Origin of the sequence: Kosakonia sp. S42 (genome assembly GCF_016624785.1) — a bacterium.
In the GTDB taxonomy this organism is placed as follows: domain Bacteria; phylum Pseudomonadota; class Gammaproteobacteria; order Enterobacterales; family Enterobacteriaceae; genus Kosakonia; species Kosakonia cowanii.
In genome coordinates, this window is the sequence record NZ_JACVTW010000037.1 from 18,605 (window position 1) to 31,097 (window position 12,493).

Here is a 12,493-nt window from a genome sequence, read left to right on the forward strand (position 1 = left end):
CGCAAAAGCGTAAATATCTTACGAACAGGACGCCGCCAGATTCGAAGGGCATCCTGAGCAATACGCAAGTTTCATCCTCCTATCGGTAAGTATCCCTGCCACTCTGGATTATCTCGACATCCTGTTTCGCAGGGTGTCAGATGAATAAACAACTCTCCAACCTTTTCAAGCAACAGGCAATCGTCAACCTCTTTCAAATTATCCTTATGTTGTTGATCGACACCGCAGAGTAGCGTTTGTAATGCTTTCTCCTTAGCCTGCCGGGCATCTTCGGCGACGAACAGATCATATTCGTGTAGTTCTGCAAGCGTATCCGGCTTGTAACCACCCGCATTGACGAAGAATAATCTTTTTGTTGTCTGGGGAGGTTCCGGGGAAAGCGTGACAGAATATCCATCGGCCCATGTGATACGGCTATAACCGTCTATATGAATTTTATCTTTATCGCCAAACCATGCTTCACGCAATGCAGGCCAGGCATCTTTGGGCTCGCGGGCCGCTACAAACTGGATATCGTGGACTTCAATATTGGATTTACCGGCATTCCCGCCGACATAAAACATATACAAATTCATACCTTCCCCTTGCGTTATCTTTATCGTTGTATATTTAACTATATAGCGAGTTAGGCAACAACTGTGCAGAAGGCATTGATGACAAAGAGTGTAAGATTTTTGTATGCAAAACCATCAGGGGTTTACGCTGCATGTTTCATGAATAATTACCCACATCCTGGATGACACATCCTGCGTAATTCATCCTTCCCATTATAATATGTCGACCATGAGCCACCCAGCCCGCCTTATCTTTTTCCTCAACCTTATATCAACGGCGCGCTTGTGGAAGTTGTTAATGCCGGGTTTTTTCGGGAAAATTCGCTATGTAAAAAAATATATAACGAGGGAGTGGTTATGGCTAAGAAACGAATGCGGGGTGCGCTGGCGGCGGTTGCGCTGCTGCAAATATCATCCATGGCACTGGCAAACGATATCAGGGTGACTTATGCCGGTTCGATGGGCAAGGTTATGGACCAGGGGTTAGGCCCGGCCTTTGCCAGAACAACTAACGACAGCTATCAGGGGCAGGGACAGGGTGCATACGGGATGGCGCGTCTGCTGGCAAGCCACAAAATTGAGGCCGATGTATTTGTCTCCATCACCCCGGGACCGATGCAGATCCTCAAAGATGCCGGGCTGATAGATGAGGCAGTCCCCGTCGCCAGTACCAGTATGGTGGTCGCTTACAGCCCTAAGGGTAAACATGCGGCGCAGTTTGAACAGGTCAGCAGGAAGAAAGACGGCTCTTGGCTGACTCTGCTGGCGCAGAAAGATGTCTCATTTGGCCGCACCGACCCCTATGTCGATCCAAAAGGCCAGAATATTGTCTTCAGCCTGATGCTGGCTGAAAAGTATTACAACATGCCGGGTATCGCCGATAAGATTTTAGGCTCGCTGCAGAACCCACAGCAGACTCACCAGGAAGGAGGTCTGCTGGCGCGTCTGGAAAGCGGTCAGGTGGACGCAGCAGCAGGATACGAGAGTGAAGTTCGCTCCGCTCATTTGCCGTATGTCGCGCTGCCGGATGAAATCAACCTCAGCAACCCGGCGATGACTAAACAGTGGTATGACACCGTCAGTTTCACTATTAAAGACAGCAAAGGTCAGGATCAGGTGCTCCACACACAACCAATGGTGTTTTATGCGGCCGTGCTGAAAAACGCGCCAAATGGTTTGGAACAGGGACAAAAGTTCGTATCATTCATGCAAAGCCCCGATGGGCAGAAATTGTTCAAAGCGTTTGGCTACGCCGAACCTAAAGGAGACAGCTTATACGCCCGCTAATAAAACCGGGCTGGGTGGCGGGGTGGTTATCTCTGCCCGCTATCCTGCTGTTAAGCATCCCCTTTATCACGCTGATTGGCGTCACACCCTGGCACCATCTGCAGTTGGCCTGGCGCGATGACAGCGCCATTGCCGTCTCAATGGGACTTGGGGGGGTGGCGCTCGGAATTATCATTCTTATCGGCATGCCGGTGGCATGGTGGCTGTCACAAACTTCTGGTCGAAAACGATTGATCGGCGAACTACTGGTGATGGTCCCTCTGCTGACACCACCGCTGGCAATGGGGATTTTACTGGTTTCGGCTTTCGGGCCTTACGGCGTATTTGGTCGCTGGCTTTTACTGGTGGGAGCTACGCTGGTAAATAATCCGGCGGCGTTTGTACTGGCTCAGATCTACGGTGCCTTGCCTTACTTTATCGTGGTGGCACGTTCGGCATTTGACACTGTTCCCAAAAATATTCTTGAAGCGGGACAAACGCTGGGGGCCTCCCCCTGGAACCGTTTTCGCTTTCTCACTTTACCGCTGGCATTACCTGGGCTGGCTTCTGCCGTGACGCTCGCCTGGGTTCGCGCGGTAGGCGAGTTCGGGATTGTGATGATCTTCGCTTATTTCCCGCAGGGTATGCCTGTAAAGCTGTATACCAATCTGCAAAATGATGGGGTGGACGCGGTATATACCTTACTGTGGATGCTGCTGATAGTGACGCTTCCCCTGCCAATAGTTTGCTTTGCTCTTAGTAAACGCATGGCAAGGAAATGAAAACCCCTTTGAGCGTCCGCTTGTCGCTGTGAGTTCAACCGATGGATGCAACACACTTATTAAACCGCTCTGCGGATGATTCATAGTCTAGCGTTTTTCTCGGTCTTTCATTTAGCTGTCTGGCAACACAGTTAAGTCTTTGCTGGCTGTGAACCCCTTTCCCTTTAAGTGATGACGTTCGGGATCTACGCACCGTTCTTCCGCTTCTGAGGCATTGCTGCAGTTCTTTTTTTAATGCTCCCCGGGTTTGTATAAAAAGCGTTTTATAAATCGTTTCGTGTGACACATGCATTTCCTGATTATCCGGATAACAACGTTTCAGCCAACCGGCGATTTGTTCCGGCGACCAGTCCTGATGCATCTTTTCTGCAATGATTTTACACAACGTGGGGCTTTCAATTAGCTTACAAGGTTTGGGTCTCAGAGCACTTTCCCACGCAGCATTATCTGCTTTGGCTGCCCGGTATTGTTTTGCACCTCCGTGCCTCTTGATCTCGCGGCTAATCGTTGAGGGGGCTTTTGATAATTTGTCAGCGATATCCCTGATGCTTCGTTTTGCTACCAGCCCTCTGGATATCTCCTCTCTTTCATCAAGCGAAAGCGCTAACCGGTGCCGCTTTCGTACAGGGGGACGGTATCCACCAGTCTGATGGATAGTGGGCATAATAGAAGAATGGTATCTGTCGAACATTCTGGCGATATCATGCAGAGAACCACCTTGCTTGTATCTGTCCCGGATAATCGCCTTTTGTTCTGGCGTGTAGTAAATGCGAGTTCTTCGTTTCATGGCAACGTCCCCCTTGATCAAGGATAGCGTTGCATCGACTCGTTGAACTCACAGCTCAAAGCGGACATTGACCGCGGCCCGATTACCGTCGAACAGTCGAACAGTCGAACAGTCGAACAGTCGAAATTAAGCGGCACAGGGTAGTTAAAAGTCTAGCGGGTTCTGTATCATCCGCAGCCGCATAAAACATGACCAGAGTGCTGATCAGATTATGTGCGACATGGATAGACCTCAACGTCTGATCTGCACTGCATCTGATCATTAAAGGGATTCACGTTAACGTGAGATATGGTCACTTCTTCTTGCTCCGCATGACATCTGACGTTTTTCTGAGGTTAATAATGCGGGGCTTTTATCAGCAGGAAGGGAATTGTTTTTTGCTCTATTGTTGTGCTTCCCGGCGCAGCCATTTCTGCAATAATTTACCCTCTGGCGACATTTCCACATTTTGCCGCACACATAGATAGTAATCGCGGCCATCATCAATAGGCAGATCAAAAATTTTCACCAGTTCGCCGCTGCGCAGATAAGGCGCAATCAGCGGCTCACGCATCAGTGCACATCCCAGACCAGACTGGACAGCAGCAAGGGTCAGCAGGCCATCTTCAAACAGTGGGCCATCAAGTCGTACGCGGCGCACATTCTGCAGGGCAAACCACTGCGGCCAGGAACTGCGCTCCTCGTCATGCAGGATTGGCATCTGCGCCAGTTGCTGCGGGGTATCAATATGGCCATGCAGCCTCAGAAACTCGCGACTGCACACCGGCACCATTTGACCTGAAAGAAGCTTTTCACTTTGATACCCCTTCCACTGACCGTTGCCAAAGCGGATCGATATATCTGACGCATCGCTGAGGTAATTACGGTGGTTAGCGTACACCACGTTAATTTCAGTTTGTGAATTGGCGCGCATAAAATGCGGCAGGCGCGGAATAAACCAACCCATGCCAAACAGCGGAATCAAGCTGATGGTCACCTGACGGGTGCGTCCCTGTGTAAACAGATGCTCTGTCGCCTGGCGCAGCACGGTAAAGGCGGAACGGATCGAGCGGTAATATTCACGCCCTTCCTGATTCAGGATCAGTTGACGTCCCTGCCGATGGGTCAGGGGTTGCTGCAGATAGTTTTCCAGCACTTTTAGCTGATGACTGACAGCGGAAGACGAAATATGCAGTTCACGCGCGGCGTTGCTGATACTACCCAGCCGGGCAATCGCTTCAAAAATGCGCACTGCCCGCAGGGGCGGATCGTGCGGTAATGTGCTTTCCTCCGCTGCGACGGCCGTGACTAATTGTTCTGTTTTTTTCATATATTGGCTTTCCAGTCAACTAAGCAAAACCGTAGGTGTTTTATTAATACATACAAAACAGTAAGTTAATTAACCATATAAATATCATAAGAAAGAATATATCTGTATTTCACAGTTAAATTCAATTATCGGATGCTGTGCGTGCAATAACGATTTTCGGAAAACATCTGTGGATACACTCATTCAGCAAGTCATTAACGGCCTGATGCTTGGCAGCATTTATGGCCTGATAGCGCTCGGCTACACCATGGTGTACGGCATCCTGCGCATTATTAACTTCGCTCACGGCGATATTCTTATGGTTGGCGCGCTCACGACCCTTTCCGGGATGCATATGCTCGCCCACCATTTTCCGGCACTTAACCCGCTGGCACAGCTGGGGCTGGCGCTGCTGCTGGCCATGGCAGTATGTGCCCTGCTGGCGATGGCGATCGAACGCTTTGCCTATCGTCGCCTGCGTCATGCGCCGCGCCTCGCACCGCTAATCAGCGGAATTGGCGTTTCAGTGCTGCTGCAGACCGTGGCGATGGTGATCTGGAGCCGTAATCCACTGATGTTTCCGCAGGTACTGCCGATGGAGCCGATCGCCATCACCGCAGGCAGTATTGAACATCCTCCGGCGATTATTACCATCACTGGCATCGTGACGCTGATGGTCGCCTTTGTGGCGATGGCGGGCTTGTGGCTGCTGGTAGAGTTTAGTCGCCTGGGGCGCGGTATGCGCGCCGTGGCGGAGAATCCGCAGGTCGCCAGTCTGATGGGTGTTAACCCGAATCGCATTATTACCCTTACCTTCGCCATTGGCGGCGTGTTTGCCGCGCTGGCGGGGGTGATGATGGCCAGTAACTACGGCAGCGCCAGCTTCTCGATGGGCTTTTTACCCGGCATTAAAGCCTTTACCGCGGCGGTGTTGGGTGGCATTGGCAGCCTGCGCGGCGCCATGCTCGGAGGCATTTTGCTGGGGCTGATTGAATCGCTGGGTGCGGGTTATCTCGGAGAACTCACCGGCGGTGTATTTGGCAGTAATTACCAGGATGTTTTCGCCTTTATGGTGCTGATTCTGGTGCTGGTATTCCGTCCGGCGGGGTTGCTGGGCGAACGCGTGGCGCAACGGGCCTGAGGACACAGCATGACGATGACAAACTTACTGACCCTGGCACCGGCACGCCGCCTGAACAGCGGCATTATCCTGCTGATCGCCGGGTTGATCCTCGCGCCGTGGCTGGCCTCGGCGGCGGGCGGCAATTACTGGGTGCGCGTCATCGACTTCACCCTGCTGTATATCATGCTGGCGCTGGGGCTCAATATTGTGGTGGGCTTTACCGGCCTGCTGGATATGGGGTTTATCGCCTTTTACGCCGTCGGTGCGTATCTCGCTGCACTGCTGGCGTCGCCGCATCTGCTGGAGGCGTTTCCGGCGCTGAACAGTCTGTTGCCGGCGGGCCTGCATACCTCGTATTTATTGCTGATCCCGCTCGCCGCCCTGGTGGCGGGCGTCTGCGGCATCCTGCTGGGTGCGCCAACTCTGCGCCTGCGTGGGGATTATCTGGCAATCGTCACCCTCGGTTTTGGCGAAATTATTCGCATCCTGATGCGTAACCTCGATCGTCCTGTGAATATCACCAACGGCGCGAAAGGGATTTCCGGCGTCGATACCCTGTCGCTGTTTGGCGTGAAATTTAGCGGTATGTTCCACATTTTCGGCATCAAAGTGCCAGCGCTCTACCTGTGGTACTACCTGTTCGCACTATTGATTGTCGCCATCATTTTTATCTGTGTGCGCCTGCAAAATTCACGCATCGGCCGCGCCTGGCATGCCATCCGTGATGACGAAGACGTGGCGCGCGCGATGGGCATCAACGTGCGCAACTACAAACTGCTGGCCTTTGCCATGGGTGCCTCGTTTGGCGGCGTCGCGGGCGTGCTGTTCGCTTCCTTCCAGGGCTTTGTCTCGCCGGAATCCTTTACCCTGCAGGAGTCGATTGTGGTGCTGGCGATGGTGGTGCTGGGCGGTACCGGCCATGTGCCGGGCGTGATTCTCGGCGCGGTGCTGCTGTCGGCGCTGCCGGAGTTGCTGCGCAGCCAGGCCGCACCGCTGCAGCAGGCGCTGTTTGGCAGCGTGCTGATCGATCCTGAAATATTGCGTCAGCTGTTCTATGGCCTCGCGCTGGTGCTGGTGATGCTGTTCCGTCCCGGCGGCCTGTGGCCGGTGAAGCATCAGGGGGTGAAAGTATGAGCCTGCTCAGCATACGTAACCTGCACAAACGGTTTGGCGGCGTCACCGCTGTGGATGATGTCTCGCTGACGGTGAACCCGCATGAGATCTACGGCCTGATTGGTCCTAACGGCGCGGGCAAAACCACATGCTTCAACCTGATTACCGGACTGTATCAGGCGGATCGCGGTGAATTCGTGCTGGACGGCAAACCTTACTCGCCACGCGCCATCGAAAAAGTCACTCAGGCAGGTATCGCCCGCACCTTCCAGAACCTGCGCTTGTTTGGCGAGATGAGCGTACTGGAAAACGTGATGATTGGCCGCCATGTGCGCACGCGTAACGGTTTATGGGCCGCACTGACGCGCCACAAACGCGCGCGCGCCGAAGAGGCGCAAACGCGTGAACTGGCGTGGCACTGGCTAGAGTACACCGGTATTGCACGCTTCGCCAATTACCGCGCCAGCGACCTGGCTTACGGCCATCAACGCCGTCTAGAGATAGCCCGCGCGCTGGCGACCGACCCGAAGCTGCTGGCGCTGGATGAACCCGCCGCTGGAATGAACGCGGCGGAAAAAGTGGCGCTCGGCGATCTGCTGCGTCACATTCGTGATGACGGCAGAACTCTGCTGATTATTGAGCATGACGTGAAACTGATGATGAACCTGTGTGACCGTCTGTCGGTGCTGAATTACGGGAAAGTGATCGCGTCCGGCAACCCGGAAATGGTGCGCCAGCACCCTGAAGTGATCCGCGCCTGGCTTGGAGGACAATCCCGTGGCTGATCTCCTGCAGATACAAAATCTCAGCGTTCACTATGGCGGCATCCAGGCAGTGCACGGGATTGATTTCGCATTGCAGGAAGGCGAACGCGGCACGCTGGTTGGCGCCAATGGCGCAGGCAAAAGCTCCACGGTGCGCGCCATCAGCGGGCTGCAGGCTTTTAGCGGCGACATCCTGTGGCGCGGCCGCACCCTGCGCGGCCGTCGCCCGGACGATCTGCTGCGCGATGGCATCGTGCTGGTACCTGAAGGACGTGGCGTGTTTGCCCGTATGACGGTGCTGGAGAACTTACAGATGGGCGCCTGGGCGCGTCGCGATAGTACGGCAGTGAAGCAGGAAACCGCCGGGCTGCTGGCACGCTTTCCGCGGCTGGCCGAACGCCAGCACCAGTTAGCCGGATTACTCTCCGGCGGTGAACAGCAACTGCTGGCGCTGAGCCGCGCGCTGCTGAGCCAGCCCAGACTGCTGATTCTCGACGAGCCGTCGATGGGACTGGCGCCAATTATGGTGGAAACCATTTTTCAGGTGATCGACTCATTGCGCGATGCGGGCGTCACCCTGCTGCTGATTGAACAGAACGCCCGGCTGGCGCTGGAAGTTACCGACAGCGCCTGGGTAATGGACAGCGGCGCTATCGTCCATCGTGGCCGCTCCGCCGAACTGCTGGCGGATAACAGTATTCAACAGATTTATCTGGGCGAATTGCCCAATTCACCACCAACACAACACCAGGGGAAATAATAATGAAAACCATGCCATTAAAGGCACTGAGCGCCGCACTGCTGCTGGCCGGACTGACCGCCACCTCTTGCGCCCAGGCGCAGGAGACGATACAGATTGGTCTGGCTGGCCCGCTGACCGGCCCTTCCGCGCGTATCGGCAAGGATCTGGAAAACGGCGCTCAGCTGGCGATTGACGATGTGAACAAACAGCATCCGAAAATTGGCGGCAAAGAAGTCGTGTTTAAACTGCAGTCAGAAGATGACCAGTCTGACCCGCGCACTGCGGTTGCCGTCGCACAGCGCCTGGTGGACAGCGGCGTGGCCGGGGTGGTCGGTCACTGGAACACCGGTACCAGTATTCCGGCGGCGCGCATTTACCACGATGCCGGTATCGCCCAGGTCGCCCCCGTGGCAACCGGCCACGGTTATACCCGCCAGGGCTTTGATACCAGCTTTCGTGTCATGGGTCACGACGATGACGGCGGCAACTACGCAGGCCAGTACGCAGTGAAAACGCTGCAGGCGAAACGCATCGCGGTGATCGACGACCGCACCGCCTTTGGCCAGGGGCTGGCGGATGAGTTCGTGAAGTCACTGAAAGCACAGGGCGTAGAGATTGTCGATCGCCAGTACGTGGATGATAAAACCGTCGACTTTAGCGCCGTGCTGACCGCGATCCGCAGCAAAAACGCCGATCTGATTTTCTTTGGCGGCGTGGACAGCCAGGCCGCTCCGCTGGCACGCCGCATCAAACAGCTGGGGATCAAGGCGACGCTAATGGGCGCGGGCGGCTTTGTCAGCCAGACCTTCCTGACGCTGGCGCAAAAAGAAGGTGAAGGCGTGGTAGCACTCGAACCAGGCCTGGCGATTGATCAGATGCCAGGCGGTAAAGCGTTTGAGCAGAGCTACCAGGCGCGTTACCACACCCACATCGAACTGCATGCGCCGTTCGCCTATGACGCCACCCGTGTACTGATTGCCGCGATTGAGAAAGCGGACTCCACTGACGCAAGCGTCTATCTGCCGGTACTGCGCAGCATCAACTACTCCGGCGTCACCGGTGATATCGCCTTTGATAACGAAGGTAACCTGAAAAATCCGTCATTTACCGTCTACAAAGTGGTCGATGGCAAATGGCAGCCGCAAACCACCGTCGGTGGCAACGCGAAGTAACTTCAGAGGCAATGCAATGAGCTGTGGTAAACAACAAGAGCTTGGGATTCTGGCGCGACGTAAAATCGAAGCGGAAATCATCAAGCCTATTTACGACATTCTGGTGCGCGAGCTGGGTAAAGCCCGTGCTCAGGAAATGATTGGCGAAGCGATTGAGCAAGCGGCGGTGCGGGCCGGGCAGGAATTCGCGGCAAAAGAGCCGCAGAAAGCGAATCTGCGCAGTTTTGTCGAACTGCAGTATTTGTGGGAAAAAGACAACGCGCTGGATGTGCGGGTGATCGACAGCGATGACCAGCAGTACAACTATGATGTGACGCGATGCCGCTATGCCGAGATGTACCACGAAATGGGGCTGGGCGAAATTGGTCACCTGCTCTCCTGCGCACGCGACGATAAGTTTATCGTCGGTTATGCGCCAGACGTCGAGCTGACGCGCACCACTACCATTATGTCCGGCGAACGGTGCTGTGACTTCCGCTACCGGGTAAAAGCGGGGAGCGGGAAATGAGCGCACCGTTGCAGGTGAATGCCGCCCGGCTGTGGCAGACGCTGGAAACCTTTGCCGCTTTCGGCGGCACGCCCGGCGGCGGTGTCACCCGGCTGGCGCTGAGCGCGGAGGATAAGCAGGGACGCGACGCGCTGCGCGGCTGGGCGCTCGACGCGGGTTTCAGCTGTGAAAGTGATGAACTGGGCAACATGTTTATCCGCCGTGCGGGCAGAAACCCGGCGCTGCCGCCAGTGCTGACTGGCTCTCATGCAGATTCCCAGCCGCTGGGCGGCAACTATGACGGTATTTATGGCGTGCTGGCCGGGCTGGAAGTGCTGCGCACGCTTAACGACCATGGCACTGAGACCGAGCGCGATCTGTTGCTGGTCAACTGGACCAATGAAGAAGGCGCACGCTTTGCCCCGGCGATGCTGGCGTCCGGCGTCTGGGCGGGGGTCTTCAGTAAGGCGTATGCACTGGCGCGCACTGATGCCGACGGTGTCAGCGTACAACAGGCGCTGACGGCAATTGGCTGGCAGGGCGAACGTCCGGGCACAGCAGCAACCGCTGCACGCCTGTTATGAACTGCATATTGAGCAGGGGCCGATTCTCGAAGAGGAGAATATCGATATTGGCGTGGTGCATGCGGCGATGGGACAGCGCTGGTTTGAAGTGACTATTCGCGGTTTCGCGGCACACGCAGGCACCACGCCGATGAGCAGCCGCCGCGATGCGCTGTGCGGTTTTGCCGAACTGGCGCTGGCGGTGGAACGCATCGGCCAGGATTTCACACCGGACGGCCGCGCCACCATTGGACTGGCGCAGCTGACGCCCAACTCACGCAATGTGGTGCCGGGCGAGGTGTTCTGCAGCGTCGAGTTTCGCCATCCTGAAGCCGCACAGCTGGCGCAGATGGGGGCCAGGCTGCAACAGGCGGTGGCGCAGCTGGCGGCGCGAAAACTGGATGTCGCGCTTGAGCGGATTTTTGATTATGCGCCGGTGCACTTCGATGAGGGCTGCCTGAAGCGTATCCGCAACGCCACGGCGCGACTGGGCTATAGCCAGCGTCCAATGATCTCCGGCGCGGGGCATGATGCCTGTTATCTCAACCGGATTGCACCAACTGCGATGATTTTCATTCCCTGTGAGAAAGGCATCAGCCATAACGAAGCGGAAAATATTTTGCCGCAGTGGGCAGTAAACGGCGCCGATGTATTGCTGAATACGTTACTACTTGCGGCGCAAGAAGGAACAAATCAGGCATAGCCTGATTTCGGATATAGCAGGTGCCTTTAGGGGCAGTCTGGATATCGAGCATTTTGCACTACAGGGACTTCCGAAGTTTGAGGTCGGTTATGTAAAAAGCTACGTTAAGGTGTGTCTTTAATCCTATCCGGCCTCAAAACGTCAAAAACGATATTTTGAATCTGTTTTTATTACCTCAAAAACACCCCTGCTAAGTCTCGATATTTCAGAATGGCACAGAGTGGGCAAGCCAAATGAGTTCAAGGTCTGCTGTGAGCGAAAACCGGACCATTCACATCCGGTAGATAGAGGAAAGTTTAATATCTTGACCTGAAGTGTACTTAAGGTTTTAGAGTAAAGCTTTTGGTTCTGAATAGGTAAATCAGAGATATGAAAGAGATAGATGTTGGTTTTACGCATGTCGCTTTTGTCGTAAGAGAATTAGATAAAAGTATTGCGTTTTATGAGCGCTATGCCGGTATGTCTGTTGTCCACCGGCGCGAACCTGATGTTCCGGATGCCCGTAAAGTGGCATGGCTAAGCGATCACACCCGCCCTTTTGCGCTGGTTTTAGTTCAGGCAGACAAAGTGACTGATACCCCGTTGGGTCATTTTGGTCATCTGGGCGTTGCCTGTGCCGACCGCGAAGAAATTGACAGGAAAACATGTATGGCCCGAGCTGAGGGCGTGTTACGCAAAGAGCCTGAAGATGCCGGAGAACCTGTGGGTTACTACGTTTTCTTCGCAGACCCTGATGGTAATACTCTGGAGCTTTCTTATGGACAGCAGGTTGGTCTTGAAGCAATCCGACGTCGTGCTTTCACATAACACATCGGCCCTGGAATAATTTTTCCTTCACCCCAGCGAATGGTGTGTTGCTTCTTACCTGAACGCACATCAGAAATTAGACAGGAGACAATCTTGAAGCTCTGCACTGATTGCTCTCCTTTTGACCAGCTATGACCCTGATGTACCATATCTGAGTCGCAAATTTACACAGCGCCTGCAGCTGGCGTTCCCTGATGAAAAACCAGAGTCCAGTCACCATTATCCGAATACAGCCAGCAGGAAGAACGCAATGCAGGACGACTGCCGTCAGCATAAAACGTCCGGTAGTGATGATCTGCGCCCCAGATCTTGGACAACCCTATGCAGCTTGCCTTAGCCTAT

General features: G+C 54.7%; 12 protein-coding genes and 1 pseudogene. 10 read left to right on the forward strand and 3 right to left on the reverse strand.

Annotated features, from left to right (window positions below; all coding sequences use genetic code 11):
* Positions 1-71: 71 nt before the first annotated feature.
* Complete coding sequence (locus IAE50_RS22835; protein WP_200581409.1) at positions 72-575, reverse strand: DUF1543 domain-containing protein; 504 nt, start codon at positions 573-575, stop codon at positions 72-74.
* A gap of 351 nt (positions 576-926) precedes the next feature.
* Between IAE50_RS22835 and IAE50_RS22840 the strand changes: the two genes are divergently transcribed.
* Both IAE50_RS22840 and IAE50_RS22845 read left to right on the forward strand, forming a co-directional pair.
* Positions 927-1,841 (forward strand): extracellular solute-binding protein, encoded by a 915-nt coding sequence (locus IAE50_RS22840; protein WP_094420657.1) that lies wholly within the window; start codon positions 927-929, stop codon positions 1,839-1,841.
* A gap of 14 nt (positions 1,842-1,855) precedes the next feature.
* Positions 1,856-2,602 carry a molybdenum ABC transporter permease gene (locus IAE50_RS22845; protein WP_200581410.1) on the forward strand — a complete coding sequence of 249 codons (747 nt, stop codon included), beginning with the start codon at positions 1,856-1,858 and terminating at the stop codon, positions 2,600-2,602.
* 34 nt (positions 2,603-2,636) lie between these two features.
* Here the strand turns inward: IAE50_RS22845 and IAE50_RS22850 are convergent, their stop codons facing one another.
* On the reverse strand, positions 2,637-3,389 hold the full coding sequence (locus IAE50_RS22850) for a helix-turn-helix domain-containing protein (protein WP_200581411.1): 753 nt from the start codon (positions 3,387-3,389) through the stop codon (positions 2,637-2,639).
* Positions 3,390-3,771: 382 nt separating this feature from the next.
* A complete protein-coding gene (locus IAE50_RS22855) occupies positions 3,772-4,698 on the reverse strand; it encodes a LysR substrate-binding domain-containing protein (protein ID WP_200581412.1) in 927 nt (308 codons plus the stop codon).
* 169 nt (positions 4,699-4,867) lie between these two features.
* Here IAE50_RS22855 and IAE50_RS22860 point away from each other — a divergent pair, with 169 nt between their 5' ends.
* The 8 genes and pseudogenes from IAE50_RS22860 to IAE50_RS22895 all read left to right on the forward strand — a co-directional run bounded on the left by IAE50_RS22860 (position 4,868) and on the right by IAE50_RS22895 (position 12,151).
* Positions 4,868-5,818 (forward strand): branched-chain amino acid ABC transporter permease, encoded by a 951-nt coding sequence (locus IAE50_RS22860; protein WP_309228109.1) that lies wholly within the window; start codon positions 4,868-4,870, stop codon positions 5,816-5,818.
* A 9-nt stretch (positions 5,819-5,827) separates the two neighbouring features.
* The gene (locus IAE50_RS22865) at positions 5,828-6,934 is read left to right on the forward strand and encodes a branched-chain amino acid ABC transporter permease (RefSeq protein WP_200581413.1); all 1,107 of its coding nucleotides are present in this window, start codon (positions 5,828-5,830) and stop codon (positions 6,932-6,934) included.
* Positions 6,931-7,698, forward strand: a complete 768-nt coding sequence (locus IAE50_RS22870; protein WP_200581414.1) for an ABC transporter ATP-binding protein — start codon at positions 6,931-6,933, stop codon at positions 7,696-7,698. Before IAE50_RS22865 ends, IAE50_RS22870 begins: the two co-directional genes overlap by 4 nt.
* A complete protein-coding gene (locus IAE50_RS22875) occupies positions 7,691-8,437 on the forward strand; it encodes an ABC transporter ATP-binding protein (RefSeq protein ID WP_200581415.1) in 747 nt (248 codons plus the stop codon). The genes IAE50_RS22870 and IAE50_RS22875 overlap by 8 nt, the downstream gene beginning before the upstream one ends.
* Positions 8,438-8,439: 2 nt before the next feature.
* Positions 8,440-9,591 (forward strand): branched-chain amino acid ABC transporter substrate-binding protein, encoded by a 1,152-nt coding sequence (locus IAE50_RS22880; RefSeq protein ID WP_200581416.1) that lies wholly within the window; start codon positions 8,440-8,442, stop codon positions 9,589-9,591.
* 16 nt (positions 9,592-9,607) lie between these two features.
* Positions 9,608-10,099 carry an L-2-amino-thiazoline-4-carboxylic acid hydrolase gene (locus IAE50_RS22885; protein WP_094420673.1) on the forward strand — a complete coding sequence of 164 codons (492 nt, stop codon included), beginning with the start codon at positions 9,608-9,610 and terminating at the stop codon, positions 10,097-10,099.
* Positions 10,096-11,344 (forward strand): annotated as a pseudogene (locus IAE50_RS22890) (Zn-dependent hydrolase). The gene IAE50_RS22885 and the pseudogene IAE50_RS22890 overlap by 4 nt, the downstream one beginning before the upstream one ends.
* Positions 11,345-11,713: 369 nt before the next feature.
* Positions 11,714-12,151 (forward strand): VOC family protein, encoded by a 438-nt coding sequence (locus tag IAE50_RS22895; RefSeq protein WP_200581417.1) that lies wholly within the window; start codon positions 11,714-11,716, stop codon positions 12,149-12,151.
* Positions 12,152-12,493 lie beyond the last annotated feature (342 nt).